23 protein-coding genes and 1 pseudogene are annotated in these 26980 nt (G+C 67.1%); 8 read left to right on the plus strand and 16 right to left on the minus strand.

The features are described 5' to 3' along the window. Positions 1 to 371: 371 nt before the first annotated feature. Complete coding sequence (gabT, locus tag J7I89_RS06675) at positions 372 to 1736, minus strand: 4-aminobutyrate--2-oxoglutarate transaminase (protein WP_214968484.1); 1365 nt, start codon at positions 1734 to 1736, stop codon at positions 372 to 374. 195 nt (positions 1737 to 1931) lie between these two features. Next, on the minus strand, positions 1932 to 3362 hold the full coding sequence (locus J7I89_RS06680) for a gamma-aminobutyraldehyde dehydrogenase (RefSeq protein ID WP_214968485.1): 1431 nt from the start codon (positions 3360 to 3362) through the stop codon (positions 1932 to 1934). A 143-nt stretch (positions 3363 to 3505) separates the two neighbouring features. On the opposite strand from J7I89_RS06680, the gene J7I89_RS06685 reads away from it, so the two are divergent. Then, a complete protein-coding gene (locus J7I89_RS06685; RefSeq protein WP_214968487.1) occupies positions 3506 to 4939 on the plus strand; it encodes a PucR family transcriptional regulator in 1434 nt (477 codons plus the stop codon). Between the two features lie 57 nt (positions 4940 to 4996). Here the strand turns inward: J7I89_RS06685 and J7I89_RS06690 are convergent, their stop codons facing one another. After that, positions 4997 to 6655, minus strand: a complete 1659-nt coding sequence (locus J7I89_RS06690; protein WP_214968489.1) for a CYTH and CHAD domain-containing protein — start codon at positions 6653 to 6655, stop codon at positions 4997 to 4999. Positions 6656 to 6797: 142 nt separating this feature from the next. Between J7I89_RS06690 and J7I89_RS06695 the strand changes: the two genes are divergently transcribed. The 4 genes from J7I89_RS06695 (at position 6798) to J7I89_RS06710 (ending at position 10564) form a co-directional block, all read left to right on the plus strand. Beyond that, entirely contained in the window at positions 6798 to 8039 is a 1242-nt protein-coding gene (locus tag J7I89_RS06695) for a CynX/NimT family MFS transporter (protein WP_214968491.1), read from the plus strand. A gap of 6 nt (positions 8040 to 8045) precedes the next feature. Then, the gene (locus J7I89_RS06700; protein WP_214968492.1) at positions 8046 to 8726 is read left to right on the plus strand and encodes a FadR/GntR family transcriptional regulator; all 681 of its coding nucleotides are present in this window, start codon (positions 8046 to 8048) and stop codon (positions 8724 to 8726) included. 205 nt (positions 8727 to 8931) lie between these two features. Further along, complete coding sequence (locus tag J7I89_RS06705) at positions 8932 to 10125, plus strand: AI-2E family transporter (RefSeq protein WP_214968494.1); 1194 nt, start codon at positions 8932 to 8934, stop codon at positions 10123 to 10125. A 61-nt stretch (positions 10126 to 10186) separates the two neighbouring features. Further along, a complete protein-coding gene (locus tag J7I89_RS06710) occupies positions 10187 to 10564 on the plus strand; it encodes a hypothetical protein (protein ID WP_214968496.1) in 378 nt (125 codons plus the stop codon). Here J7I89_RS06710 and J7I89_RS06715 read toward each other — a convergent pair. The 5 genes from J7I89_RS06715 to J7I89_RS06735 all read right to left on the minus strand — a co-directional run bounded on the left by J7I89_RS06715 (position 10545) and on the right by J7I89_RS06735 (position 14939). Then, positions 10545 to 10739 carry a hypothetical protein gene (locus J7I89_RS06715; protein WP_214968498.1) on the minus strand — a complete coding sequence of 65 codons (195 nt, stop codon included), beginning with the start codon at positions 10737 to 10739 and terminating at the stop codon, positions 10545 to 10547. The genes J7I89_RS06710 and J7I89_RS06715 overlap by 20 nt on opposite strands. Positions 10740 to 10840: 101 nt before the next feature. Then, on the minus strand, positions 10841 to 11986 hold the full coding sequence (locus tag J7I89_RS06720; RefSeq protein WP_214968500.1) for a glycoside hydrolase family 26 protein: 1146 nt from the start codon (positions 11984 to 11986) through the stop codon (positions 10841 to 10843). Beyond that, positions 11983 to 12315 carry a hypothetical protein gene (locus J7I89_RS06725; protein ID WP_214968502.1) on the minus strand — a complete coding sequence of 111 codons (333 nt, stop codon included), beginning with the start codon at positions 12313 to 12315 and terminating at the stop codon, positions 11983 to 11985. Before J7I89_RS06725 ends, J7I89_RS06720 begins: the two co-directional genes overlap by 4 nt. Before the next feature lies 1 nt (position 12316). After that, complete coding sequence (locus tag J7I89_RS06730; protein WP_214968503.1) at positions 12317 to 13735, minus strand: glycosyltransferase family 2 protein; 1419 nt, start codon at positions 13733 to 13735, stop codon at positions 12317 to 12319. A 670-nt stretch (positions 13736 to 14405) separates the two neighbouring features. Next, a complete protein-coding gene (locus J7I89_RS06735) occupies positions 14406 to 14939 on the minus strand; it encodes a hypothetical protein (RefSeq protein WP_214968504.1) in 534 nt (177 codons plus the stop codon). A gap of 173 nt (positions 14940 to 15112) precedes the next feature. On the opposite strand from J7I89_RS06735, the gene J7I89_RS06740 reads away from it, so the two are divergent. The 3 genes from J7I89_RS06740 (at position 15113) to J7I89_RS25055 (ending at position 17625) form a co-directional block, all read left to right on the plus strand. Beyond that, positions 15113 to 15403: a hypothetical protein gene (locus J7I89_RS06740; RefSeq protein WP_214968505.1), complete on the plus strand. Its 291-nt coding sequence runs from the start codon at positions 15113 to 15115 to the stop codon at positions 15401 to 15403. 110 nt (positions 15404 to 15513) lie between these two features. Next, entirely contained in the window at positions 15514 to 16239 is a 726-nt protein-coding gene (locus tag J7I89_RS06745) for a DUF1206 domain-containing protein (RefSeq protein WP_251045022.1), read from the plus strand. Positions 16240 to 16242: 3 nt separating this feature from the next. After that, a complete protein-coding gene (locus J7I89_RS25055) occupies positions 16243 to 17625 on the plus strand; it encodes an SRPBCC family protein (protein ID WP_251045023.1) in 1383 nt (460 codons plus the stop codon). Positions 17626 to 17701: 76 nt separating this feature from the next. On the opposite strand, the gene J7I89_RS06755 is transcribed toward J7I89_RS25055, so the two are convergent. The 8 genes and pseudogenes from J7I89_RS06755 to J7I89_RS06790 all read right to left on the minus strand — a co-directional run bounded on the left by J7I89_RS06755 (position 17702) and on the right by J7I89_RS06790 (position 26836). Continuing rightward, entirely contained in the window at positions 17702 to 19168 is a 1467-nt protein-coding gene (locus J7I89_RS06755) for an FAD-dependent oxidoreductase (RefSeq protein WP_214968507.1), read from the minus strand. Positions 19169 to 19269: 101 nt separating this feature from the next. Further along, positions 19270 to 20568, minus strand: a complete 1299-nt coding sequence (gene cobA, locus J7I89_RS06760; protein WP_214968510.1) for a uroporphyrinogen-III C-methyltransferase — start codon at positions 20566 to 20568, stop codon at positions 19270 to 19272. Positions 20569 to 20722: 154 nt separating this feature from the next. Beyond that, positions 20723 to 20980 (minus strand): putative quinol monooxygenase, encoded by a 258-nt coding sequence (locus tag J7I89_RS06765; RefSeq protein ID WP_251045024.1) that lies wholly within the window; start codon positions 20978 to 20980, stop codon positions 20723 to 20725. A gap of 167 nt (positions 20981 to 21147) precedes the next feature. After that, positions 21148 to 22131: an ABC transporter permease gene (locus J7I89_RS06770; protein WP_214968512.1), complete on the minus strand. Its 984-nt coding sequence runs from the start codon at positions 22129 to 22131 to the stop codon at positions 21148 to 21150. Further along, entirely contained in the window at positions 22121 to 22846 is a 726-nt protein-coding gene (locus J7I89_RS06775; RefSeq protein WP_214968513.1) for an ABC transporter ATP-binding protein, read from the minus strand. The genes J7I89_RS06770 and J7I89_RS06775 overlap by 11 nt, the downstream gene beginning before the upstream one ends. Positions 22847 to 22909: 63 nt before the next feature. Next, entirely contained in the window at positions 22910 to 24064 is a 1155-nt protein-coding gene (locus tag J7I89_RS06780; RefSeq protein ID WP_214968515.1) for an ABC transporter substrate-binding protein, read from the minus strand. Positions 24065 to 24238: 174 nt separating this feature from the next. After that, positions 24239 to 25597: pseudogene (locus J7I89_RS06785) on the minus strand (aspartate aminotransferase family protein); the annotation flags it as partial. A gap of 72 nt (positions 25598 to 25669) precedes the next feature. Further along, a complete protein-coding gene (locus J7I89_RS06790; protein WP_214968519.1) occupies positions 25670 to 26836 on the minus strand; it encodes an RtcB family protein in 1167 nt (388 codons plus the stop codon). Positions 26837 to 26980: the final 144 nt, after the last annotated feature.

A 26980-nucleotide genomic window follows, 5' to 3' on the forward strand; every position in this document is an offset into this window, starting at 1 on the left:
CTGCCGCCGCCGCATTTACACAGTGGCCGTTTCGGTGGAACGGGCTTCACCATCACGTGCTGGCTCACCCCGACCAGCATGCCTTCTATGCGGTTCGTGTCCCTCGGTGCAGGGATTTGCCTCCGGCTTCCTTCCCACCCCACCTCACGATGACGCAGTTGCCATTGGCTAGAAGTTAAACCACCTTCTCCTTCAGAGGACTTTCACCTCCAAGCAAATGCCCATGCTGGGCGTACACGACGGCGGGCCGGGCACCCGTGAAAGTGCCCGGCCCGCCGGTTCGCACAGCCCAGCGCGAACGGGCAGATAATGCCCTGTTCAGCGCCTACTGGGGGCGTTATCTGCCCGTTCGCGCTTCTGTGTGGCAGCGGCTACGCGTTGGCCTTGATGGCCGCGGCCAGCACGTCGAGGCCGTCCGTCAGGAGTTCGTCGCTGATGACCAGCGGGGGCAGCAGGCGGATGACGTTGCCATAGGTGCCGCAGGTCAGGATGATGACGCCTTCCTTGAGGCAGGCGGCCGCCACGGCCTTGGTGAGCTCCGGGTTGGGCTCCTTGGACCCGGCCTGGACCAGCTCGATGGCCAGCATGGCGCCGCGGCCGCGGATGTCGCCGATCACGGAACGCTCACCAAGCTCAGTTGCGAGCTCGCGCAGGCGGCCCACCGCCAGTTCCTCGATGTGCTTCGCCCGGCCGTTGAGGTTGTATTCCTTCATCGATCCGATGGACGCCAGCGCGGCGGCGCATGCCACCGGGTTGCCGCCGTAGGTTCCGCCCAGGCCGCCCGGGTGGACGGCGTCGAGCAGGTCGGCCCGGCCGGTGATCGCGGACAGCGGCATGCCGCCGGCGATCCCCTTGGCCATGGTGATGATGTCCGGAACGACGCCCTCGTGGTTCACGGCGAACCACTCGCCCGTGCGGCAGAAGCCGGACTGGACCTCGTCCGCGATGAAGACGATGCCCTTCTCCTTGGCCCACGCGGCCAGCGCCGGCAGGAAGCCGTCGGCCGGAACGATGAAGCCGCCCTCGCCCTGGATCGGCTCGATGATGATCGCGGCAACGGATTCGCCGCCGATCTGCTTTTCGATCATGGTGATGGCGCGCTTGGCGGCCTCGGCACCGGTGATCTCCGGGTTTTCCTCACGGTACGGGTAGCTCATGGGCATGCGGTAGACCTCGGGCGCGAACGGTCCGAAGTTGGTCTTGTACGGCATGGCCTTGGCGGTCAGCGCCATGGTCAGGTTGGTGCGGCCGTGGTAGGCGTGGTCAAAAGCGACGACGGCGTCCCGGCCGGTTGCGAGCCGCGCCACCTTGACGGCGTTTTCCACGGCCTCCGCACCGGAGTTGAAGAGGACCGTGCGCTTCTCGTGGTCGCCCGGGGTGAGGCGGTTCAGCTGCTCGGCGACCGCGACGTACCCTTCGTACGGCGTTACCATGAAGCAGGTGTGGGTGAAGTGCTCCACGGCCTCCTTCACGGCGCCGACGACGGCGGGATCGGACGCGCCGACGCTCGTCACGGCGATGCCCGAGCCGAGGTCGATGAACGAGTTGCCGTCGACGTCGTGGATGATGCCGCCGTCGGCGTCCGCGACGTAAACCGGAACGCTGGAGGCGACGCCGGCGGCAACCACTGCCTTGCGGCGTTCGGACAGTGCCACCGACTTGGGGCCCGGGAAGTCGGCCTGGACGCGCCGCTTTTGCTCGAGACGGTAGGTGATTTCGCTTGCGGTGGTGGTCATGGTGTTTCCTTTGCAACTGATTGGGCCCCCGTCGGCAGGGTTCCCTGGCCGAAGCGAAGCGAGGTTAGGGCGCCGGTGGGGTGGGTGCCGGTCCGGGTCTCGACTAGCTCGACCACCGGGTGCTCGTGTTTCGTGATGGGGGTCGGGACAGGCCCGACCCCCGGAGTTGTTATGCGTCTGAGTTATGCATCCGCGCTATGCATCAAGTGCACTCATGACGTGCTTGATGCGCGTATAGTCCTCGACTCCATACATGGAGAGGTCCTTGCCGTAGCCGGACTGCTTGAACCCGCCGTGGGGCATTTCGGCGGTGAGCAGGATGTGCGTGTTGATCCAGACCGCACCGAAGTCGAGATCGCGGCTGAGCCGCATGGCGGTGCCGTGGTCGGACGTCCAGACGCTGGACGCCAGCGCGTAGTCGACGTCGTTGGCCATGTCCACGGCTTCCTGTTCCGTGCTGAACTTCTGCACGGTGATGACCGGGCCGAAGGTTTCCTTCTGCACGATGTCGTCGGTCTGCTTGGCGCCGGTGATGATGGTGGGCTCGAAGAAGAAGCCCTTGTCGCCGGAGCGGTGGCCGCCGGTCTCGATCCGGCAGTTTTCCGGCAGCGACTCCACGACGGCGCTGACCGCCTTGAAGTGGTTGACGTTGTTCAGCGGGCCGAAGTAGTTGTCTTCGTCGTTCTGCGATCCGGTGTGCAGCGTCTTGGTGTGCTCCACCATGGCTGCCACGACGTCGTCGTGCACCGAGTCCTCGACCAGCACGCGGGTGATGGCGGTGCAGTCCTGGCCGGCGTTGAAGAACGCGAACTCGGCGATGGCCGCCGCGCTCTTCTTGACGTCGGCATCCTTGAAGACGATGGCCGGGGCCTTGCCGCCGAGCTCCAGGTGGGCGCGCTTGAGTCCCTTCGCGGCGCCGGACGCAACGGCAATGCCGGCCCGGACGGACCCGGTGATGGAGACGAGTCCGGGGACCCTGTGCTCCACCATCATGGCGCCGGTTTCGCCGGTGCCGAGGATGACGTTGAGAACGCCGGCCGGGAAGATGTCCTTGGCCAGCTTTGCCAGCACCAGGGTGGATTCCGGCGTGGTGTCAGAGGGCTTGAGGACCACCGTGTTGCCGGCGGCGAGCGCGGGACCGATCTTCCAGATGGCCATGAGGAACGGGTAGTTCCACGGCGCAACCTGGGCCACGACGCCGATGGGTTCGCGGCGGACGAAGGAGGTGTGGCCCTCGAAGTACTCGCCGGCGGATTTTCCTTCGAGGATGCGGGCCGCGCCGGCGAAGAAACGGAGCTGGTCGGCGCCGGCGGCAACTTCCTCGGAGGCGATCAGGGAGCGGACCTGCCCGGTGTTGCGGTGCTGGGCTTCGACGAGTTCGTCGCTGTTGGCCTCGATGGCGTCCGCAAGCTTGAGGAGCATGAGCTGCCGCTGGCCCGGCGTGGTGTGCTTCCAGGTCTTGAAGGCATCCTTGGCTGCCGTCATGGCGGCGTCGACGTCTTCCGCGACGGAGATGGGCGACTTGGCCACCACTTCACCGTTCGTGGGATTCACGATGTCAAGCAGTCCGGTGCCGGCGGGCGTGACGAATTCGCCGTTGATGAAGTTCTGCAAGGTTTGAACCACGGTGTACAACCTCTTTCGTACTGAATGATGGGATGCAGCTGCTTCGAGCCTATGCCAGCCCGGCAAGCCGGGGAATAGTCACCTGCACACCCTTGTCCGGAGGCTTTAGTGCGATCGGCCAGCATCCGGCTACGCTTGATGGCATGGCAATTTCCCTGGCGGCGCTGCTCGCCGTGCATTCCCTGGGGCTCAAGAAGGCCGGCCTGGCCGAGACCACTTCCCATCAGGACATCCACTGGGTGGCCGTCACCGAACAGGAGGATCCGCAGCGTTTCCTCAACGGCGGCGAACTGGTGCTCACCACCGGCATGCGGCTGCGCAGCGCGCCGGAACAGCGGCGGTTCGTCCGCCAGGTCCAGCGTGCCGGTGCGGTGGGGATCGGGTTCGGCGTGGGACTGACGCACGAAGCCGTTCCGCCGGCCTTGATCGCGGAAGCCAACCGCTGGGGGCTGCCTGTAGTTGAGGTCCCCTATGAGACGCCGTTCATCGCCATCGGCAAGCTGGTGGCCGACGCGCAGTCGGCCGACCATTACTCGAAGCTGGAGCGGCTCATCGCCGGGCACCAGATCCTGGCCCGCGCCCTGCTCACCGGCGGCGGCCTGGCCGAGCTCCTCAGGCACCTGGGCGGAATGCTGCGCACGGATATTGTCCTGACCCAGTTCACGGCGCAGCTCTACAACAGCAGCGCAGAGCCGCCGTCGGCAGATTCCTGGGCGTCCTATCCGATTCCCACGGGCCGCCGGGACGCGTGCACGCTGTGGGTGAAGCAGCCGTTCGAGGATTCGGGCATCGTGGGATACGCCCAGAACCTCATCAGCGTGGAGCTCAACAACATGGTGAAGCAGCGCCAGGCCGAGCGCGCGCTCTGCGGCCAGGTGCTCGAAGACGTGATTCATGGAACGCTTGACCCGAGCGAGGCCACCCGGCGGCTCGCGGGAACGGGCATCAACAGCACCCGCAAGAACGTGGTGATACTGGCCGGCTCCGAGGCGCACCACAAGCAGCTCGTTACCTCATCGCTGCCGCAGTCCCTCGAGAAGGCGGTGACCGCCGTCGTCGGGAAGGATCTGATTACGGTGATTCCCGACGACGGCCGCGGCGCCACGGCGCTGGCCAAGAGCCTCAGCGATCACCTGGCCGAGGCCGGCATCCACGCGACGATCGGCATCGGCGGCGCCTACACGAAGCCCAACGGTCTCCGCTGGAGCTACTTCGAGGCGCGTGACGCCGCGAGCCACGGGCTGCCGGTCAACGAGCCCGAACGGCTCAGCCTGACATCGCTGCTGCTCGCGAGCGAGGACGTGCCGCTCGCGGACATGGCCAACGAATCGCTGACTCCGCTCCGTTCCTTCGACGCCGCCCACGGCGCCGAGCTGATGGCCACGCTGGAGAGCTACCTGAACAACAACGGCTCGGTGGCAGCGGTGGCGGAGGCCCTCACGCTGCACCGGAACACGGTCCGGTACCGGCTCGCGCAGATCACCGAGCTCACCGGCTACGACCCCTCGGTCACCGCCGACCGTGTCCAGCTGTGGCTGGCCCTGGCCGTCTCGCGGCTCGGGGCAAGGCACTCCTGACGGCCGGCCGAACTGGCACCCCCGGGCCGGCAGGCAACGCGTCGGTCAGGCAACGCGCTATTTGACGCCGCGCTTCAGGAGCTTGCGGGCCTTCCTGCGGGCCTTGCGGTATTTGGCTTCGTCGGCGGCGGCGATGCGTTCCTCCATGTCCAGCAGCGAGCCGTAGGCCAAGGCCACGGGCTCCGGAAGATCTGTGGGCGATCCGAGCTTTCCGAGCAGGTCCCGGGCGATGACGCTGTCGTGGTGATCGCCGAGGATCGTCTGCTGCTTGTGCGAGGCCTTGGCGAGTTTCGCGGCACGCTTGCCGTAGACCGGGTCAACCGATTCCGCGGCATGCCGGACACGCTTGGCGTCCTTGCGCACCTGGTGCAGCGCGGCGTCGCGGGCCGAGCCCTCCGCGGAACGGGCTGCCGCCTTGTGGGCCCGGCGCAGCCGCCTTACCGTCCTGTTCACCAGCTTGCCTGCCACCTTTCGCGCCGGCGACGACGCGAGGGGCCGGACCGGCGGGTAGTCGCGGAAGCCTTCAAGGTCGTCCAGGAGGCGGAAGTAGCGATCGGTCAGGAGGACTTCGTGTGCCTTCCGGTAGCCGGCGTCAAACCTGGTGCCCAGTTCCCGTTCCACGCGCTCCTTCACCACGTCACCGGCCTGCTCCGGCGGGAGCTCGGCGGCGTGCTGCCGCAGCCGTTCGAGCATGACTTCCGCATCCCGGGGAGCACCGAGGATCCCGCCAATCCACTGCAGTTCGTCTCTGAGCCTGCGCACCGCCGCGCCGCCGAAAAGTTTGCGGTAGACCGCCAGCGCCGACCGCATCCGGCGGGCGGCTGACCGCATGGCATGCACCGCGTCGGGCTCCTCCAGCCGGACGCGGGGATCCTGCGCCAGGAGTTCGTCGATCTGCCCGCCAAGGTATGCGGTAACGACGGCGGACGCCGGCCACTTCTTGCCGGGCTTCTTTTTGCCGCGCTTCTTTGCGGCTTGCGCCCTTTCCGCAGCGGCGGCGCCGTCGTCGTGCGCCGCTTCCAGGCGCTGCGGCCATGCCTCCCCCAGCGCCCGGCCCACTTTGGACTCATGCGGCGCGGGCCGCGCGCCCGCCGCGGCCAGGCATGCCGCGGCGGCCGGAAAAAGATCCGGCCCCCCGTGGACGAGTTCGAGTTCCCATTCGCGCCACTGCCGCTTCCGCGCGGCTGCGGCCAGATCCGCCCCGGCCTGATCTGCCGCTTCCTGACCCCCTTCGGCCAGCCCCGCCCCTGCCATCACTTCGGCGTCCACGTGATCATCGGCAAAGTCGGCGAGGTGCACGCCGTCGTGCCCGTAGAGGGCGACGGTGGTGCGCCGGGTGTCCAGCCGGGCCACCGGCTCCAGATCGGAACCCCGGAGGTAGACGTGGAGGTGCGCCAGCAGTTTGTCAGGCACGACGTCGGGCTGGCCCAGCGGCGCGTGGATCTCCCGTCGCTGCTCGGCGTCCGATGCTGACGGAGACGTCGGCGCCGACGGCAGCTTGAGGTGCCAGCCGGCGTCGGACCCGCCGGTCCGGCGCCGCAGCGTGATGCGGCGGGCGGCAAGCGCCAGGTCCTCCGTGTCAAAATAGACCGCTTCCAGGTGTGCCTCGTAGGGCTCCGCCACGCGCCCGATTCCCGGGATGTCCTCGAGGGTCGGCAGCGGAGCCGCGGGATCGACGTCGTACTTCTTCTCGGTTTCAGTGCCCTCGGCAGTCATGGCCGCACGGCATCCTTTCCCATCGGCGGGCCGCTGCGGCCCGGATGTCTCGGTGGCCTGAGTCTATTCCCAGGACCGCAGCGCCGCGAGAGTTTGGCCACAAAACCCTAGACATCAAACGTCAAACGTCTAACGTTAAGGGATGGCCACCACTTCTTCAGCTCCCCCCGCGACGGCAACCGGCCTGCCCAGGCCGCGTGCCGCCGTCGTCACCGGCGTCATTGCACTCGTGCTGATCGGGCTCAACCTCCGCGCTGGCATTACCGGGGCGTCGGCGCTGCTGCACGACCTTCAGCTCGTCCTGGGCTACGGACCGCTGGTCGCCTCGATCATTCCGTCCATTCCCACGCTGTGTTTCGCGGTGGCAGGGGCGGCCACCTCGTGGCTCACGGGGAAGCTCGGCGTCGAGAAGTCCATCCTGTTGTCCCTCGCGATGCTGGCGGCCGGGCTCCTGGTCCGCGGCATTCCGTCGACCGGCATGTTGGTGGCCGGAACGGTGCTGGGGATGTCCGGCCTCGCGGTCTGCAACGTTGCCATGCCTTCGTTCATCCGTGAGCATTTTGCCCGCCGCACGTCCCTCATGACCGGGCTGTACACCGTGACCATGACCAGCGGCGCCACGGTCACCGCCATCGTGGTGGTACCGCTGGCCCAGCTGCTTGGCTCGCCGTCCGCGGGCCTGGGCGCGATCGGGATCCTTGCGGTGGCCGCCTTCCTCGGCTTCGTGCCTGTGGCACTCCACGCGCACCGCAACAGCGTCCGGAAAACTGCCGGCCATGTCTCTCCGTGGCCGCTGCTGCGCACCAGGAAAGGGCTCCTGATCACCGCGATCTTCACGCTGCAGGCACTGCTCGCCTACGCGCTGTTGAGCTGGTTCCCCTACATGCTGACCACGATGGGGCTGAGCGCGGCGGAGAGCGGCCTGCTGTACGGGCTCATGCAGCTCGTCTCCGTCCCGGCCGGCATGGTGCTGATCGCCATCGGCTCCCGCCCCGGCATGCTGCGCCCGGCCTTCTATCTGTCCACCGTCACCATGGCCGTCGGGGTAGCGGCGCTGCTCCTCCTTCCCGTTGCGCTGGCGGTCATCCCCGCCGTCCTGCTGGGCTTCGGCCTGGGCATTTTCCCCCTGGTCATGGTGATGATCAGCCGCAGCGGGCAGAACACGGCCGAGACCACGGCACTCTCCACCCTGGCGCAGTCCACCGGCTACCTCCTGGCTACGGTCGGCCCCTTCGGCATGGGCCTGCTGCACAGCGCTACCGGCGGCTGGACGCTGCCGCTGGCGCTGCTGCTTGCCATCGCACTGGCCCAGATCGTCGTGGCCCACCTCCTGAGCGGCGGCCGCACGGCCAGGACGCCGGCCACTGCTGGAATGAAAGAATAGGACGCCATGACTCTGAGCACCTCGCACCGCCCGCCCCTGGCGGACGAAATCACCACCAAACTCCGGGAGATGATCCATTCGGGCGAGTGGCCGCTGCAACAGCGCATCCCGTCCGAAACCGAGCTCATGGCCGGGCTGGGCGTATCCCGCGGAACCCTGCGGGAGGCCATCAAGGCCCTGGCCCACAGCGGCATGCTCGAAGTGCGCCGCGGGGACGGCACCTACGTCCGCGCCACGAGCGAGATCTCGGGCGCGGCCCGGCGGCTGTACCAGGACCACACCGATGAGCACATCCTCGAAGTGCGGGTGGGGCTGGACACCCAGGCCGCACGCCTCGCCGCCAGGCACGCAACCGCCGACGACGTCGCCGCCATGCGCGCGCTGCTCGCCGAGCGCGAAGACGCGTGGCACGCAGCCGACTATGCGCGCTGGGCCCGCGCGGACTGGGGCTTCCATGAACGGGTGGCACAGGCCTCCGGCAACCCCCTCCTGCACGAGCTCTACGTCAGCTTCGGCGACGTTTTCCACAACGACCTGCTGAAGCAGCAGCGGCGCAGCGGCTTCAACGGGCTGCCGCACGAGGGCCATGGCGAGATGGTGGACGCCATCGAAGCGCACGACGGCGACGCTGCTGTGGCCAGCGTGCACCGGAACCTCAACTCCTGCGCGGAGTGGCTCCGGGAGTAGCGCCTGTGGAGGTGGACTGCGATCGTCATCGGGTTCGTCAACGCCGAGTTCTGAGGCAGGCGGCGTCCAGCGACGCTCCTGTCCAGTGGCGCGCCTGCGGGGTTTCACCATCCTCAGACACATCAGTAGGCTTACTACCTGAACCGGGGAATTAACTCCGGGGAGCTCAATGCTCCCCGCCGCCCGCTGATGACGAGGAGTTCCGATGGCCCGATCGGCAGAACTGTCCGAGCAAGAATCACCCGGCCAGGACCCGCCGGCCCAGCCCCCGCAGCCTCGGAAGAACAGGCAGTTGCGTGACCGGAAATCCCCCGGGGAACTCTGGGCCGACGGCCTCGGCAGGGTAGGCATCCGGAGCGCGCAGGTCCTGCTGATGCTCGCCGTCGCCGCCGTGGCCACCTACGGCCTCCTGCAGGTCAAGCTCCTGGTCATTCCGGTCGTGATCGCGCTGATCCTGGCAGCCGCCATCGGCCCGTTCGTCAACATACTGCGGCGGCGGGGCATACCGGGCGGCATTGCCACGGGACTGGCCTTCGTGGGCCTGTTGCTCCTGCTGGCCGGGGTCACCACGGTGATCTATTTATCCGTCCGCAGCCAGTGGGGCGAACTGGCGCAGCAGGCATCCTCCGGGCTGGACGAACTGGAAAACTTCCTGCTGACCGGCCCCGTTCCCCTCGACCGCGAGCAGCTGAACCAGGCACGGGAGGGCCTGGTCCAGTTCGCGGCCAGCAGCCAGGTGCGCTCCGGCGCCATCCTGGGACTGTCGATGGTCACTGAATTCCTCGCCGGCGCCGCCCTCATGGTGGTGTTCCTGTTCTTTTTCCTGAAGGACGGCGCAAAGATCTGGAACTTCTTCCTGCGGCCCTACTCAGGCCACCGCGAGGCCAGGCTCCGGCGCGCCGGCCAGCGGACCTTGGAGGTCCTGGGCGGCTACGTCCGCGGAACCGCCATCGTGGCACTGGTGGATACGGTGGCAATCGGCGCCGCCCTGCTGATCCTGCAGGTGCCGCTGGCCATCCCCCTGGCCATCGTCGTTTTCATCACCGCCTTTGTGCCGCTCGTGGGAGCCACCGTGGCCGGGATCCTCGCCGCACTGGTGGCCCTGGTGGCCAACGGGCCGGTGGTGGCCTTGATCGTGGTGGCCGTGGTGATCGTGGTCAACCAGCTCGAAGGTGACCTGCTGCAGCCGATTGTGATGGGCAAATCGCTCCAGCTCCACGCCCTGGTCATCCTGATGGCACTGACGGCCGGCACCATCCTGGCGGGCATCGTCGGCGCCGTCCTTTCGGTGCCGCTGGCAGCCGTGACCTGGGCGATCATCCAGGTGTGGACCGCGGAAGATCCTGACCTCGAAGCCATGAACCCGGACCTGCCCCCTGCCAACAGCCAGCCGACGTAACCAACGCACGACGGCGGGCCGCACCCGTCCTGTTGACTGAACTTCAGAGGAGACTGAACCGATGCCGGAGAGCCCTGGCCGGCGTGCCCGGTTGGCGCACCGCATCCCGCTGGAGGAGAACGCCGGGATGCGCCGGGCGCCGTTGCGGCAGAAAGCGGCCGTGCTGGCGCGGTCGATTCCGGATGGTCTCGTCGATGAGCTGATCGGGGTCTTGCGCACGAGCCGGGATCGGGCGCTCGTGAGCCTGTATTTGTCCTCGGGTGCCCGGGCGAGCGAGCTTCTCGGGGTCCGGGGTGACCAGGTGGACTGGGCCAGGCAACGCTTCCCCGTACCCGTAGACCGGTTGACCCTTGCCGCGCGCCTCGCGGATGGCGTCCACGTCTTCGTGGACGCTGACGTGCATCTGGTAAGTGGGGCTCCTACATGGGCGCCAGCGTGATCGCCATCTGGAACGAGAGGTTTTCGGATAGGTTGTTGTGGGGATGGTGCATGTACTCGATGCCGATCTGGCCCTCGTGCTGCAGCTTCTTATAGGAGTACATGACGGTATCGTCGTCCTCCGCGTGGACGGCGAGCATTGCGCCGGCAGCAGCGGTCTGCTCTATAAGTCCCACTTGTTGCCAAGGCCGGTCTATTGCTTGGGTGGAGAACCTCACTCTGCAGGTCAAGTAGGAAAGGTACGACGGCCGGTTCAGTCCCCTGCCCGGCGCGCCTGTTACCCTCCCAGCGGTGCCATGATGAACCGCGGAGGGACCGCTGCACGGAACGGCGCCAGGGTGGCCGGATCCGCGGTGGCCCTCCAGTCGATGACCTGGTTGGTCGGCACCGTCTCTTCTTTGGTGTACTCGAACCACATGGCCAGTTTCATCAGGGGGAACCGCGTTGAGAGACCGGGGTCGAACATTTGCTTCCACCAGGCGGATTTGATGTCCAGCGCTGCCGCTCCGTCTGTGCGGGCCGTGTTGTAGAACGCTGCTGTTTCGGAAATGGCGAATGGCTTGGCGTGCCCTTCCGCGTAGGTGGCATAGAAGTCCGGGACGGCGGTTTCATCCACGAGGCCGATCTTGTATGTTCCGGTGATTTTCGCGGCCAGCTTGCCCGGGGCGGGAATCTCGTTTTCGCCCCAGGGGTAGACGTCGCCGAAGTGATAGAGCGTGAGTCCCACCCAGTCCACGGCGTCGTCGCCGGGCCAGTAGGGGCTGTAGGGGTCGTCGTCCATGGACAGCTTCCCGTCGCCGTTTGTGTCCAGGGCGGAGAATGCGGCTGTTCCGGGCTTCGCCTCCTGCGCCCCTCCAGGGAACGGGTAGCCGCCGCCTTCGTTCGGGGACCAGAGCATGGTGGATCCGGGGACCGCATGGACGGCTGCGGCCACCTGGCGGAACTTTTCGATGAAGAGCGCCGGCTGCTGGCCCCATGGATACCACGATCCGTTCATTTCATGGGCGAAGCGCACCATGACGGGAACACCCTTGCGGGTCCAGGTCGTCAGCTCCCGCGAGAACGCCGCCAGCACCTCTGGCGTGACGGAGGCGAGGCCGTTCCGGGGTTCGAGCGTCAGCATCATGGCGGAATGGGCCGCAGCCAGCTCCGCTACCTCCTCGCCCACTGCCTTTTCCTCCTCCGGCGTCAGGGGGAAGCTGACGTAGCGTCCGTACATTGCAGGGCTCGCTCCGAGTCGGGATGCATAGTCCTCCACGGAATCCTGCTGCCAGTCCAGCTGGACGCCGTAATAGGCCTTCCCGTCGTCGGGAACGGGGAATGGGACGCGCCGTTCGGTGAACGCAAAGGCCAGGGAAGCGGCTGCGACCGCAAGCGCCACCATGCAGACAACCACCTTCCGGGCTGTGCCTTCCCGGTTCATGCGGGGATCACCCTCACGCTTTTCTCGGTCTTCAGGATGACGTACACCACCATCAACGCCAGTTCTGCGGTGATCGCCGCCGCGAAAACAATGTCCGGCAGGAGCTGATCAAGGACCCCATGGAGGGCTGCCGCCAAGGGTACACCGATGAAGACAGAGGCCATGAGCGCTCCGGTGAACAACAGGGCCAGGCACGCCACCCGAGTTTTCAGGCTGGCCTTGCCAGCCGCCGTCGGCATGGGCAGTTCCTCGTTTGCGACGGCGGCCGCGGTTGCGGCTGTTTCTGCCGTCAAGCCGTCTCCGACGGCGAATCCTATGCTTGGTTCCATGTCACTCACCGTTCCTGATGCTCGCGAGGTCTGCTTGCTTGGTCTTGGGGGTGGGTATCCACGCCACCCCACGTTTTCCGGACACCCAGCCCACAACAGCCCAAAGGGCTGCGGAGCTTTCACAGATCCCCGCGATCGGGGCAACGGCCACTGCGCGTGCGATCTCCGCCGCACGGGTCCATCTGTCCAGCCCGGCGTCGGCCACGTTGTGCCAGGCACCAACGAACACCGAGCCGAGCCACATTGCGCCGATAACGGCCAGCCAGAGACTGGCTGCCTCGGGGATCAGCGGAACGTCGTCCAGGATCAAGGCTGCGATGGCACGGGCCACGAAGAGGGGAACCACCAGCAGTGAGAGTGTCCCGACGATGGCGCCGAGCGCGAAGGTAGTGATGCGGAAGCGGGTGCCCCACAGCAGTCCTGTCCTGGTCCGCAGCGGTAGAGTGCGGAAGAGCGAGCTCCGGGCCGCGGCGGTGATCCCCTGGAGGACGCCGAAGATCCAGCGGTACCGCTGCTTGAAGGCGCTGTGCACCGAGAAGGGGGGCTGTTCCAGCATGAGGCAGCCGTGCCAGTCGAAAATGTCGCGGCCGTACTTGGTAAACGCGTTCATTCCGAACACGTAGTCCTCGGCTATGAACGGCTGACCGTCCAGGGAGCCGATGTCCCAGCCCAGCTCGTTCTCGAGGGCTTCATCCACCACCAGGTTGGAGCCGTGCAGGTGGAGCGGGACCCCTGATTCCATCACGTGGCGGCACTCGTAGCAGCCGATGGGGCGGTTGGCCTCCATCGACCGGCAGAGGACGGATGCGCGCAGGTATTCGAGTGGGTAGAAGATGGGGCCTTCGAGGACCTGCTTGCTGGTGCCGGAGAGGATCTTCATCAGCTTGCGGAGCTCCTCGGGGACCATGACGCTCTCCTCGTCGTAATGGACGATGAAGGTGCGGCCCGATTTTCTGTTCCACAGTCCCCGCCGGTTTTCCACCGCGTAGTGCAGGCCCCTGGCCTTGAGGCCGGTCCCGGCGGGGGTTTCGTAGTTGGCAGGGATCACCAGGGCGTCGACGGCGATGGGTGCGTCGTGGAAGACCCTCCGCACTGTCTCTGCCTGATCGGCGGATTCGGTCACTACTTCCACTGACAGGAACCGGCGGTAGAACGCGGGGTCCTCACGGCCAAGCTCGACAACGTTGCGGATCCCCCGCAGGATGACACCGGTGCTGCCGTCTGAGCCGCGGGTGGTGATCTGGATCTTGACGAACGGCACGTCCAGCCCGCGCAGTTCGGTGGTGGTCACAGCCTCCCGCCGCCGGTAGCGTCTCCAGAAGAAGACGAAGCTCAACCAGTATCCGGCCATGCGGACGCCGATAACGGAGACGGCCACGAACAGGAACGGACCCAGCGTCATCAGCGCGGAATCAATCAAATCCGGCATGGTGATCACGGCCAAGTGGCGGGGTTGGCGTGCATCCGGCCAGCCAGCTCAGGCAGGGCGCACAGGAATATCGCTTCTTCACGCATTTTGAGACCTTTTGCGATAGGCGGTGTTCAGTTGAACCGCAAGTCCACAGCATGGGAAAGCGCGCGTCACGAGTACCCGATACCCGCTAATAGTCCGGTGCCGTCTTCGGTCTCTCGTGCTTGTACTCAGAACGGGATGGCCACCACTTGGTCCCTGGCTCCTGGATCTGCTGTTCCTTGACCCGAGGCGCGCGGCACAGCGAGCCCCTTCCGAGGGCGAAAATTAACGTGCCCGGTGGATGCATCCTGCGTAACGTCCACCCTCAGTGAAAGGGGTTCACCGGGTCGCATGGACAGCCCGCAGGCCGCACAGATCTTGGCGGTGTAGGCCGCCGTGAACACCTCTGGTCCCCCGGGTTCGTACTCGGGGTGAACCCGGCGCCAGCACACCGCCGTCCCCTGCTCACGGCGGAACCCGGACCCGGAACGGCCGAACGAACCTGGGCGCGCCACCCTACCCACTTGAAAAGTGCAGAGAAGGCCGGTCAGTGTTGCCTCGCGAACGGCGGCCGGGCACCTGAGGTGCCCAGCCGCCGTCGCCCTTTAAAGGGTCGACCTTCTAAACGGAACTGCCCTTAGCGGAGGCCTTTGAACACGTTCTTGGGCCGCTGCATCTCACCGTGCTTGGCGCCGAGGACGATGACCCAGGCGGCGAACACCGGAATGGCCCACTGCAGCGCCTTGAGCTGCTTCTGGGCCGACTGCAGCTTGTCGGACGCGCCGGCGCCGGGCTCGGTGGCCCCTTCGGCACCCTGGCCCGCCAGCTTCTCAACCTTCTTGCCGAGGACGCCCGCATACAGCGTCACCGCTGCACCCGCCACGGTGACTGCCGTCTTGTAGATGGTGTCGGCTCCCACGCTGTCCTGCTTGGCGATGCGTTCCCTGTTCTCCCAGGCGATCGCCAGGTCCGCGGCGAGGTGCGCGGCGAAGGCTGCGGTCTGAATCGGAGCCCATTTCATCCAGCCGCGGCTCGAGAGCCGTGTGCGTTCGGCGGGCTCCCGGGCTTCCGCCGCTGCCCCGTTGAGGCCGATGGCGCCCATGAGCGAACCGCCGAACCACGCCGCCGCCGTCAGGTCGTGAACGGACCGGGCCAAAAGATTTCCTGTCATGTTGTGCTTCCTAACGTAGAGATCAAACCTGCAAGGTGGATCAGTTGGCTTCAGCAGCCCCGGCGTCGCCGGAGCTGCCTCCCGCAGCAAAGTCACGGTGCAACATGGTAAGCACACTTACTAACGTTACGGTAGCCCGCAATATCGGCTGTCCTGTGCGTAAAATCAACGCCATGGGATCAACAGGAACACTGTTCGGCTGGGCATTCGGGGACTCCGAGCGCGAGGACGATGCAGCGTACGTCGGCGAGCTCAAGCGGGAAGCCCTGAACAACGCCACGGAGGCTGCGAAGTCCAAGGGCTTTGACGTTGAGCCCGGTTCGGAGGTCTTCACCATCCTCAGCGCCGGCGATGCCCTGGTGGATGTGGACACTGCACCGGACAGCCTGGTGGTTCGCTGCACGGTGAAGCTCGTGGGTGAGGGATCAAACAATATCCACGCCGAAGGACCCATGAACGGCTGACCAGGGCCCCGGCGGAAGAGGAGTCCACCATCGGCGAAGCGGCGGACGTCGCAGAGGCGGCGTCGAACACCAAGGCGCTGGACGTCGTCGCGCGTTCAGGCTTTGCCGTGATGGCCCTGCTCCACATGGTCGTCGGCGCAATCTCGATCGCACTGGCGCTGGGACAGCCCGGGCAGGCCGAAGCCACCGGAGCCATCGAGCAGCTGGCCGCCAATCCGTGGGGCCCCGCCGTCATGTGGGCCTGCATGATCGGCTGCGCGGGCCTCGCCCTCTGGCAGCTCAGCGAGGCGACGCTCCGGGCCCGGCGCAAGCCGCGGAAAGAACGGGCGGGAAAGCTCATCTCCTCGGGGTTCCTCGCCATTGCGTACGGCACCGTGGGGCTCACCTTCGGCGGCTTTGCCGTGGGGCTCCGCGGCGACTCCGGCGAAACAACCAGGGACATCAGCACAGCCCTCATCAACGCCCCCTTTGGCGCGGTAGTGCTGGGCGCCCTGGGCCTCACCGTCATGGGCGTGGGGGTCTATTTTGTGGTGAAGGGGCTCCGGCGCGGCTTCAAGGAGGAATTGTTCCGTTTTGACGGCACGCGGCGGGGAAAGATCATCGATTCCCTGGGCGTGACGGGCCACGTGGCCAAAGGCATCGCCCTCAATCTGGCCGGGCTGCTGTTCGTGATCGCGGCCGCGAAGCAGTCCCCCGAAGAATCCACCGGCCTGGACGGCAGCCTCAAGGCACTGCGCGACCACCCCTACGGGCCCTACCTGCTGCTGGCGATCGGCGCCGGCTTCATTTGCTACGGCATTTTTGCCCTGGTTCGGTCAAAGTTCGGCAGGATGTGAATCATGAGCAGGCGCAGTATGGCACGCGAGTTCCGTGAGCTCGCCCGGCAGGCAAGCGACACCATCCGCAGGTCGGGGCCCGTTCCCCGACTAGGTAGCAGCTCACGCGGTTCTGAGCCGCCAAAACGACGTCAGCTGCTACCTGGTTGGCCGGAACCGGGCGGGCATGCTGCGGATCTCGCCGGGCAGGCCTTCGCCACAGTTTTCCGCGCCATCAAGGCCGTTCGTCCGGTCCGCCCGATACATCCACGGGGCATCAGCCTGCTCGGTGAGCTCACCCAAACCGGTGCTGACGGACGCGCAGCCGGCGGGATCCCCGGTGCGCGAAGCGGGATCAGCTGGCTGGACGCCGCCGGAACCGAGCCCGTGCAGGCGCGTTTCTCCCGCTCCGTGGGCCTGCCGGAGGCGCTGCCGGACATTCTCGGCCTGGCCCTCCGCACCGGTCCGGCCGACCAGCCGGCGGATATGCTGTTCGCTTCGACCGGCTGGGGCTTCCCCGCCCGGTTCATGCTGATTCCGAAGCTGGACGTCCGCTCCGCCAGATTCACCACGCTGATGCCCTACCAGGGCGCGGACGGGCCCGTACTCCTGGGGCTGCGGACGCTTTCCCTGCCTTCCGGCGCCACGGGCCGGGCCGACACGGGCGGCAACTTCAAGGATTCACTGGCCGACGGCGAATGGTCCCTGGCGCTTTCCTTCGCCACGCCCGCCGGCCGGTGGGTCCCCGCCGGGGTGCTGCGGCTGCGGGCAGCCCCGGCCTCCGATGACGCGTCAGCCCGTTTCGATCCCCTGGAGCATCCGCTGCCCGGAGCCGGGACGTATCCGTGGGCGCGCCGGCTCCGGGAACGCTCCTACCGCGCGGCCCGCCGGCCTGCGCCGCTAAAGGCTGCGCCTCTAAAGACTGCGGCGCTAAAGACTCCGCCGAAGCCCGACGAAAGGAACCCCATGTCAACCGTCACTCGGGTCTTCAATTCTCCGGCGGCAGACGTCTGGAAGGTGATGGCCGACGGCTGGCTCTACTCCGGCTGGGTTGTGGGCGCGTCGAGGATCCGCTCGGTGGACGCCCACTGGCCGGAGATGGACGCGCGGCTCCATCATTCCGTGGGGGCGTGGCCCCTGCTCATCAATGATTCCACCAGGGTCGCTGCTGCCGATCCCGGCCGGAAACTGGAGCTCATCGCGCGCGGCTGGCCCGTGGGCGAGGCCAAGGTGGTCATCACCCTCGAAGACCTGGGGCCGCAGTGCCGCGTCACCATCGCCGAGGACGCCGTCCGCGGTCCGGGCCTCGCCGTTCCCAAGATGGTGCGGGATCCGCTCATCAGAGTGCGCAACACGGAGACCCTGAAGCGGCTCGAACTCATGGCTGCCGGCGGAGCCGGAACCTAGCGGACGTTAAAGCGACGCGGGGCCGCTCCCCGCCCGGCTAACGGGCAGGGAGCGACCCCGGCGGAACTGCAGAGAGCTAGACGCTGGCGGCAACCCCGTCGCGGGAGATGGCAACCATGTCCTCGCGCGGCACAACCTTGATGCGCTCGCGCTTGACCTCAACGCCGTGCGATCCGCCGGCCGCGGTGGCCTCGGCGCCCAGGGCGAGTTCATGCGCGTCCAGGGCCAGCCAGCCTTCCCAGCTGGTGTACTGCACGCCGCGGCTTTCCAGGAGGTCGACGACGGCGCTGGCGGCGGGTGCCTCGGCAACCGGCAGGTTTTCGCGGTCTTCCAGCAGGTACGTCACGGTCTCGAGGGCGTCGCCCTTGGTGTGCCCGATCAGGCCCACGGGGCCGCGCTTGATCCAGCCGGTGGCGTAGATGCCCGGAACGTGCTCGCCGGACGCGTCCAGGACGCGGCCGCCGGCGTTCGGGACGACGCCCTTCTTGTGGTCGAATTCGACCTCCGGAAGGGCGGAACCGAAGTAGCCGATCGCGCGGTAGACGGCCTGCACCGGGTAGTCGATGTATTCGCCGGTGCCGCGGGCGTTGCCCGTGCCGTCCAGCTCGGTGCGCTCAAACTTCATGCCGCTGACGCGCCCGGGGTTCTCGGCGTCGTCGTAAATCTCCACCGGGCTGTGCAGGAAGTGCAGGTGCAGGCGGCGGGAGGCCTTGAGTTCGGAGAGGTCCTCGGGCTGCTCGGCGATCCAGTTGGTGAGCGTGCCCACCATGGTCTTGGTCTGGTTGTTGCTCTGGATCTGGCGGTCGGATTCCTCATCGAACTCGAAGTCCTCCGGGTACAGGATGATGTCCACATCCTTGGAGTGGGACAGCTCGCGCAGTTCCAGCGGGGTGAACTTGACCTGGGCGGGGCCGCGGCGGCCGAAGACGTGGACGTCCGTGACCGGTGATGCCTTCAGGCCCGCGTAGACGTTGTCCGGGATCTCGGAGACCAGGAGGTCGTCAGCGTGCTTGGACAGGACGCGGGCCACGTCGAGGGCCACGTTGCCGTTGCCGATCACGGCGATTTCCTTGGCATCCAGCGGCCATTCGCGGGACACGTCGGGGTGGCCGTCGTACCAGGAGACGAAGTCCGCGCCGCCGTAGGAGCCATCCAGCTCGATGCCCGGGATGTTCAGGTCAGCGTCCTTGATGGCGCCGGTGGCGAAGATGACGGCGTCGTAGTGGGTGCGCAGGTCCTCGATGGAGAGGTCCGTGCCGTAGTCCACGTTGCCGAAGAAGCGGATGTCGCCGCGGTCCAGGACCTTGTGCAGGGCGTTGACGATGCCCTTGATGCGCGGGTGGTCCGGGGCAACGCCGTAGCGGATCAGGCCGTAGGGGGCCGGGTAGCGGTCAAAGAGGTCGATGCTCACGGTCAGCTCGCCGCTCTTGACGGCCTCGCTCTTGGTGAGGATGTCCGCTGCGTAGACGCCGGCCGGGCCGGACCCGACGACGGCCACACGCAACGGGCGGGCGGCGGTTCCTACGGTGGTGCTGGTTGACACGGCTGTGTTCCTTTTCTTCGGTCCCGCCCAACTAGCTCGCAGTTGTGGTCGTTTTGACGGCTCAAAACGACCACAACTGCTACCTAGTTGGGGAACGGGGGCTAGGGGGTGAGAACGCGGGTGGTGCTCGTACGGGGTTTGTTGGGGCTGGTGGTGCTGTAGTCAGCGGTCTTGAAGTGCGACGGCGCGAAGGGGCTCACGCGGACAACGTCACCTATGACGATCACGGCAGGATTCGCGACGCCGGTGGCCTCGGCCTGGTCGGCGATGGTCGCGGCCGTGCCGATCGTCACGCGCTGGTTCGGCAGGTAGCCGTTCTCCACAATACCAACCGGGGTGTCCGCGGGCAGACCGGCGCGGACCAGGGCGGCCGCCGATTCGCGCAGCTGGCCCACTCCCATGAGTAGCACCACGGTGTGGTCGGCGCGGGCCGGGACCTCGGACAGCTCCTCATGGCCGGTCACCACGCTGAAGCCTTTGGCCAAGCCGCGGTGCGTCACGGGGATGCCAGCGGCAGCAGGCACGGAGATGGCGGACGTTACGCCGGGAACCACTTCAACTTCGACGCCGTGGTGCCGGCAGAACTCTGCTTCCTCGCCGCCGCGGCCCAGGACATAGGGATCCCCGCCCTTGAGGCGCACCACGCGGTGGCCGGCGAGGGCTTCTTCCACGAGGATGCGGTTGATGTCGGCCTGCGGCACGGGGTGGTGGCCCGGCGTCTTGCCGACCTCGATGACGCGGACATCCGGGGCCAGTTCGTTGAGCAGCTCGCGCGGGCCCAGGCGGTCCGCCACCACGACGTCGGCCTGGCCCAGGAGCCGGCGGCCGCGCACGGTGATGAGCCCGGTGTCGCCGGGGCCGCCGCCGACGAGGGCCACGGAGCCCCGGTGATTGAGCTGGCCGGAATCAGACTTGGGCACGCGGCGCCGGCGCAGCGGAAGGTCGCCGGTTTCCAGGGCGGTGGCGACGGCGTCGCGCAGGGCCATGGCGCGGCGCGGGTCTCCCCCGGCGTTGACGGCGATCTTGACGTCGTCCACGACGGCGACGGCGGGGGTCCAGGCTGCGGAGGCTTCGTGGTCGGAGGCGTTGACGCACCAGACACGCTGCGCCTCGGCGTCGGCCGACACCTGCGCGTCCACGGCGGGATCACCGGTGGCGGTCTGGACGAACCAGACGCCGTCGACGTCGGAGGAAGAGTAGGTGCGCGGCTCCCAGGTGAGCAGGCCGGCGTCGGCGAGTTCGCGGAGCCCGGCGGAGGCGTCAGGGGCCACGACGGTGACGCGGGCACCGGCGTCGAGCAGGCCCTTCGCGCGGCGTGTGGCCACGGGTCCGCCGCCCACCACCAGCACGGGGCGGCCGAGCAGGCGCAGTGCCGTTGGGTAGATGTCCTGAATTGCCATGAATCAACGGTAGGGCCACGTCATATACCGGACCAACGGCGCGGAAACACCAGTTCACGTAAGGTAACGCTGCGTCACAAAGGGATGGGGCGGCCTACGGCCGCCCCGGCCCCGCTACTTCACGGCGATGAGTTCAACCGGCCGGATGTACGGATCAATGGCGAGCAGGGACGGACCGCGCTCGCCCAAGGCGGCGGGAAATGGCCCCGTTGAGATGGGCCTGCCGGTCCTCCTCGGTGTCAAAAGTGTCGAAAATGCCGAAGGTGTCCTCGCTGATCCGGAACGCGTACCAGGTCCTGGTGCCCGGCTCGTTGAGCACTATCTCGCGTCCTTCGTTGAGGAAGTCCCAAACTTCCTGTTCCTTCCCGGACTTGGCCTCGACCAGTGCCAGCAAGCCAAATTTTGGTGCCACGGCTATCGCCTCAAATCATTGTCGGGATGGGGCCGGGTGCCCGCCTAGTCGCGAGTCTAGGCACGGGGCATCCGCCGAACAAGGGTCCGCGGCTGACAACAGGCAGCGGAAAGCCCGACGGCGATGGTCGCCGTCGGGCTTTCCGTGTTGGGTATTGCCGGGGTGCTTTAGCGGGTGCTGCCGGAGAGAAGGCCGCGGCGCTGGAGCAGTCGCTTCTCGATCGGCGCGAAGACGAGGAGCTCGATCAGGATGCCGACGGCCAGGATCAGCAGGATCGCGGACATCACGATGGTCATGTCGGCGAGGTCGCGGCCCTGGTTCAGCATGGAGCCGAGACCGAAGCCGATGGTGCCGCCAACGGCGATGATTTCCGCGGCCATGAGCGAACGCCACGAGAAGGCCCAGCCCTGCTTGAGTCCGCTGAGATACCCGGGAAGGGCCGCGGGAAGGACGATCTGCACGGCCATCTGCAGGCGTGAGGCGCCCAGTACCGTGCCGACGCTGCGGTACTGCGGCGGGATCTGGTCCACGCCGGAGATCAGGCCGTTGATGATGGACGGGATGGCGCCCATGAACACCACGAAGTAGACGGTGGAGTCCGTGAGGCCGAACCAGATGATGGCCGCGGGCACCCACGCCACAGACGGCAGCACCTGGAGCCCGGAGATGAGCGGGCCGAATGCCCGGCGGAGCGGGGCCACCTGGGCCAGCAGCAGTCCGATGGGCGTGGCGATGGCGACGCTGATGAGGAAGCCCACGAGCCCGCGCTGCAGCGATGTCCACACGGCTTCCTGCAGCGAACCATCGGCCCAGAGGGCGCCGAACTGTTGCGCCACATCCAACGGGCCGGGCACCAGGTCGCGGCGCTTGAGGCCGAGCGAGACGTATGCCTGCCAGATGATGATGAGCACCACGACGGCGGCCACCGGCAACAGGATGCGGCTCCAGTCGACGCGCGCCTTGCGGACGGTGTCGGACTGTAGCGAGTCCAGCCCGGACTCGAGTTCGCGAAGGTCGGCGGAGCCGGTGGAGGAGCGGGTCAGCGCCGCGTGGACCTTACGTGTCTCTTCGTGCTCGCCGAGTGAGCCTGTCGAAACCGGGGTCTCGGATACTTCCGGCGTCTCGGCCACGGGAGATGGATTACTTGGCATGGCGGCGGATCTCCTCTCGCAGCCGGGCGGTGATGACCCCGGTCAGCTGTCCGGCAAGACCGGCGTCGGTACGGTGTTCCTCGGTGACGTTCCATTCCTGCACTACGCGGCCGGGCCGGGAGGACAGCAGGAGCACACGCTGGCCGAGGCGGACGGCCTCGCGGACGTTGTGCGTCACGAACACGATGGTGCGGCCGGTTTCCTTCCAGATGCGTTCGAGTTCATCGTGCAGCAGGTCGCGGGTGATGGCATCGAGGGCCGCGAACGGCTCATCCATGAGGAGCAGCTGGCGATCCTGCGCGAGCGAACGGGCCAGGGAGACGCGCTGGCGCATGCCGCCGGAGAGCTCGTGGGGGCGCTTGTCGCCGGCACCGGCCAAGTGAACCAGGTCAAGGAGTTCGTTGGCCTTGGTGCGCCGGTCGGCCTTGCCCACGCCGCGCAGCTTCAGGGCGAGCTCGATGTTTTCCCGGGCCGTCAGCCACGGAAAGAGGGCGGCGTCCTGGAACATGAAGGCGGCGCCGTCGCTGGGCACCTCAAGAGCGCCCGACGTCGGGACCTCCAGTCCCGCCATGATGTTCAGCAGGGTGGACTTGCCGCAGCCGGACGCACCGAGGAGGGCGACGAACTCGCCCTTGCCGATGGTGGCGTTGACGTCGTCCAGCACCGGGGCGCCGTCGCCGAAGCGTTTGCCCAGGTTTTCCAGTACGACTGGCATGGTCCCGTCCTTTGTTCGTGGTGGGTGATGCTTGGAGTGCGGTGGTGCGTGTTCGGGCTGCGGCTAGTCCTGGCCCAGCCCGGCTGCGGAGGTCTTGTCCTCGGCCACGGAGTTCAATGTCCGGAGGTCGAAGATGCCGTTGAGGTCGGCCTGCTTGGTGGTGCCGGCGTCCACGCCGTCCTGCAGGAGCTTGGTGAAGGTCCCGGCCAGCGGGTCAACCGTGAACACGATGTTCTGCAGCGAGCGGTCGATGACGTCCTGCGGCAGCGCCTTGCCGGAGTCCTGCTTCAGGGCGCCGTTGACCACCGCTGCCTTTTCGGCGGCCGGGGTGTCGTTGAGCCACTTCACCGCCTCGACGTGCCCCTTGAGCAGCCCCTCCACGGTTTCCGGGTGCTCGGCGGCGAACTTCCTGTTCACGATCAGGACGGTGGTGGGGAACTCGCCCGGCTTCCCGGTCAGCGAGCCGTCCCACAGGTCCTTCTCGTCCACCAGGACCTTCGCGCCGGCCTGGAGCACCAGCCGGGAGGCCCACGGCTCCGGCAGCCACGCACCGTCGAGCTTTCCGTCCTGGAACAGCTTCAATGTCTGGGCATTCTCGGTGGGGTTGATCGCCACGTCCCCGCCGCCGTCGGTGTTGGTCTTGAAGCCCTGCCTGCCCAGCCAGGCGCGCAGCGCCACATCCTGCGTGCCGCCCAGCTGCGGCGAGGCCAGGGTCTTGCCCTTCAGGTCCGCCGCCGTCTTGATTTCCGGCTTGACCACCAGCTGCGCCCCGCCCGACGCCGCGCCGGCAATGATGCTGACGGACTCGCCCTTGCTCTTGACGAACGAGTTAATGGCCGGGTTCGGGCCGATGTACGTGGCGTCGATCGCGCCGGCGTTCAGCGCCTCGATCGCGGCCGGACCGGCGTTGAACACCTGCGTGGACAGCTTCGTGCCGCCCAGGTTCTTCTCGATGAAGCCCTGCTTGACACCCACCAGGGCGGCGGCGTGCGTGATGTTGCCGAAGTAGCCCAGCTTCAGCTCCGCAGCCGGCGTGGCCGACGGGGCGCCGGCCGCCTGGGCTTCGCTATTGCGGGAAATCGTTGACGCCGCCACGGCACCGGCGGCAATGAGCAGCACCAGGCCGAGGGCAACCAGAACCTCGACGGCGCGCTTGCGGCGGGGTTTGTTGCTCTCTCCTGCCACGATGCGGGTCATTCCGGGCTGGGGACTTGTCATGGTTTCACCATAGGGAGTGTCATAAACCCGTTCAATGAAGCGGAAACGGGGGGTCACGCGGGTTCATCTAACGTCACATTCGGACCGGCGTTAGCGTGCGCCATTGGCCGGCCGGTGTTCGACGATCCGAACCTCCTGTCCTCGGCCGGGCTGGTCCCTTCGGTGGACCCAGGTTTACGTCACGTACGTGTCGGCTCCCGCCAGTGCCTCGTCCAGGATGGCCAGGCCCGCGGCGGCGTCGGAGTCATTCACGTTGAGGGGAGGGGCGACATGGACGCGGTTGCCCTGGATCAGCGGCAACAGGCCCCGATCCCGGCACGCCTTGGCGAAGGAGACCATCGGCGCGTTCGCCGTGCCAGTGGCTCCTGCAGGCACGAGGGGCTCTTTGGTCAGCCGGTTGCGGACCAGTTCGACGGTCCAGAGGCCGCCGATGCCGCGAACGTCCCCTACTGACTCGTGCTTCTCGGCAAGCGCCCTGAGTCCTGGACCCAGTATGTCCGTGCCGAGGCGGGCAGCTGCCGCGACGGTGTCCTCCTCGCGCATGGCGTTGATGGCGCCGACGGCTGCCGCGCAGGCGAGCGGGTGGCCGCTGTACGTCATGCCCGCCGGGTAGGGGCGTTTGGTGAACATCTCGTAGATCGCGTCGCCGACCAGCACGCCGCCCAGCGGCACGTACCCGGAGTTCACGCCCTTCGCGAACGCCATCAGGTCGGGTGCCACGCCATCGTGGTCGACGCCGAACCAGGCTCCCGTCCGGCCGAAGCCGACCATCACCTCGTCGGCGATGTAGACGATGCCGTGGCGGTCGCACAGCTCCCGCACCCCGCGCAGGTAGCCGGCTGGTGGCACGATGACGCCCGAGCTGCCGATCACCGATTCCAGGACCAGGCCGGCGATCGTCGACGGGCCTTCCAGGAGGATCACCTGCTCGAGATGGGCGAGCGCCCGGTCGCACTCTTCCTCCTGGGTCCTCGACCCGAACGCCGACCGGTACAGGAAGGGACCGAAGAAGTGGACGGCACCCGCCGCGCCGGTGTCCGAGGCCCAGCGGCGGGGGTCGCCGGTGAGGTGGATCGATGTCGCCGTCGAGCCATGGTAGGAGCGGTAAGCGGCGAGCACCTTCGGCCGTCCGGTGTAAAGGCGCGCCATCCGAACCGAATGCTCGATGGCCTCCGTCCCGCCAGTGGTGAACAGCACGTGCCCGAGGCCCTCCGGCGCGACCTCCACAATCAGCCGTGCCGCTTCTCCCCGGACGTCGGACGCGTGGCCGGGTGCGAGCGTGCACAGACGGTCGGCCTGCTCCTTGATCGCAGCCACGATGCGCGGATGTTGGTGACCAAGGTTCGTGAACACCAGCTGCGAGCTGAAGTCCAGGTAGCGCCGTCCGCTGGCGTCGATGACGTAGCTCCCGGAGCCACCGACCAAGGTAGGCACGTCGCGCGGCCCCTGCACAGCCCACGGGTGGAAGACCAATTCGTCGAGATTCATGACCAACCTCCGTTGCTTCGACGCCGGACTGTTCGCGCCTACTGCTTCACCTTGGCACCGTCACGCGGCCGACGTCCAGAGCCTTGCGCTCTCGACGTCGGCCGCGGCCCGCGCGGTTCAGTCGCCTTTGACGTTGACGAGCTGCCGCAGCCTGTGGCGCACCTTTACCAGGTCCTCCGCGTCGCGCATCACTACGTCGATCGGCTTGTACGCAGCGGGAATCTCATCGATGAAGGCCTCGGTGGCCCGGAATTCGATGCCGTGCATGGCCGCCTTCAGCTCCTCCAGCGAGAACGTCTTGCGGGCCGCCGTCCGGGAGTACTCCCGCCCGGCGCCGTGCGGCGAGGAATTCAGCGAAACCGCATTGCCCAATCCCTCCACCACGTACGACGCCGTGCCCATGGACCCGGGAATCAGGCCAGGGTCCCCGGCTTCGGCCCGGATCGCGCCCTTGCGGGACACCCAGACGGACTTGCCGTAGTGGGTCTCCTGCTGGGTGAAGTTGTGGTGGCAGTTGATCCGCTCCCTCTCCTTCACGCTGCCGCCCACCCACTCGCTGAACTGCCGGACGACGCGGTCCATCATTTCCTCGCGGTTCAGCAGGGCGAAGTGCTGGGCCCAGCGCAGCTCCTTGATGTACCGGGTGAACTCGGGCGTGCCCTCCTCCAGGTAGGCGAGGTCGGGGTCCGGCAGCGTGACGCGCTTCTGCCGGGCCACGCCCTGCGCCACCTTGATGTGGTGCTGCGCGATCCGGTTGCCCACGCCCCGCGAGCCGGAGTGCAGGAAGAGCCAGACGGCGTCCGTCTCGTCCGCGCACACCTCGATGAAGTGGTTTCCCGATCCCAGCGAGCCAAGCTGCAGTTCCCATTTCCCGGTGTACTGGGCGGGGTTGAATCCGGCTTTCTCGGCGAGCCTCTTCAGCTCGCCGATCCTCGGTACCGCCGTAATCGCGACGCTCCGGTTGTTGTGGCCAGCGGACAGCGGAATGGCACGCTCGATCGCCTCCCGCAGCCGCTTCCGGTCGCGGGGCAGGTCGTTCACCGAGTACTGGGTCCTGACCGCGATCATGCCGCAGCCGATGTCCACGCCAACGGCGGCCGGGATGATGGCGCCGAGGGTTGGGATGACGGATCCGACCGTGGCGCCCTTGCCAAGGTGTGCGTCCGGCATCAGCGCCAGATGCGGGTAGATGAAGGGCAGCCGGGAGGTTGCCAGGGCCTGCTCACGGGTCTTGTCATCCAAGATGGATGCCCAGTTGATGAGCCGGCTGTTGATGGTTTCCACGATTTCCTCTCGTCGGGCCGTTCCGCGGTTCGGCGGCGCGGGCACTTCGGTGAAACAAAGAGGTTCGGGTATCGTCCGGATCCAAAGACAAAGCCCCGAACCATTGCTGGTTGCGGGGCTAAGGCCTGCTGGATACAGGCTCTA

Source organism: Arthrobacter sp. ISL-5, assembly GCF_018613835.1.
Lineage (GTDB): Bacteria > Actinomycetota > Actinomycetes > Actinomycetales > Micrococcaceae > Arthrobacter.

Excerpts from the sequence above, each read along its gene's own strand:
- J7I89_RS06705 (WP_214968494.1), top strand. The coding sequence starts at position 8,932 with ATGGCCCGATCGGCAGAACTGTCCGAGCAAGAATCACCCGGCCAGGAC.
- J7I89_RS06695 (WP_214968491.1), top strand. The coding sequence starts at position 6,798 with ATGGCCACCACTTCTTCAGCTCCCCCCGCGACGGCAACCGGCCTGCCC.
- J7I89_RS25055 (WP_251045023.1), top strand. The coding sequence starts at position 16,243 with ATGAGCAGGCGCAGTATGGCACGCGAGTTCCGTGAGCTCGCCCGGCAG.
- J7I89_RS06775 (WP_214968513.1), bottom strand. The coding sequence starts at position 22,846 with ATGCCAGTCGTACTGGAAAACCTGGGCAAACGCTTCGGCGACGGCGCC.
- cobA (WP_214968510.1), bottom strand. The coding sequence starts at position 20,568 with ATGGCAATTCAGGACATCTACCCAACGGCACTGCGCCTGCTCGGCCGC.
- J7I89_RS06740 (WP_214968505.1), top strand. The coding sequence starts at position 15,113 with ATGGGATCAACAGGAACACTGTTCGGCTGGGCATTCGGGGACTCCGAG.
- J7I89_RS06700 (WP_214968492.1), top strand. The coding sequence starts at position 8,046 with ATGACTCTGAGCACCTCGCACCGCCCGCCCCTGGCGGACGAAATCACC.
- J7I89_RS06685 (WP_214968487.1), top strand. The coding sequence starts at position 3,506 with ATGGCAATTTCCCTGGCGGCGCTGCTCGCCGTGCATTCCCTGGGGCTC.
- J7I89_RS06745 (WP_251045022.1), top strand. The coding sequence starts at position 15,514 with ATGGCCCTGCTCCACATGGTCGTCGGCGCAATCTCGATCGCACTGGCG.
- J7I89_RS06735 (WP_214968504.1), bottom strand. The coding sequence starts at position 14,939 with ATGACAGGAAATCTTTTGGCCCGGTCCGTTCACGACCTGACGGCGGCG.
- J7I89_RS06690 (WP_214968489.1), bottom strand. The coding sequence starts at position 6,655 with ATGACTGCCGAGGGCACTGAAACCGAGAAGAAGTACGACGTCGATCCC.
- J7I89_RS06710 (WP_214968496.1), top strand. The coding sequence starts at position 10,187 with ATGCCGGAGAGCCCTGGCCGGCGTGCCCGGTTGGCGCACCGCATCCCG.
- J7I89_RS06770 (WP_214968512.1), bottom strand. The coding sequence starts at position 22,131 with ATGCCAAGTAATCCATCTCCCGTGGCCGAGACGCCGGAAGTATCCGAG.
- J7I89_RS06725 (WP_214968502.1), bottom strand. The coding sequence starts at position 12,315 with ATGGAACCAAGCATAGGATTCGCCGTCGGAGACGGCTTGACGGCAGAA.
- J7I89_RS06780 (WP_214968515.1), bottom strand. The coding sequence starts at position 24,064 with ATGACAAGTCCCCAGCCCGGAATGACCCGCATCGTGGCAGGAGAGAGC.
- gabT (WP_214968484.1), bottom strand. The coding sequence starts at position 1,736 with ATGACCACCACCGCAAGCGAAATCACCTACCGTCTCGAGCAAAAGCGG.
- J7I89_RS06720 (WP_214968500.1), bottom strand. The coding sequence starts at position 11,986 with ATGAACCGGGAAGGCACAGCCCGGAAGGTGGTTGTCTGCATGGTGGCG.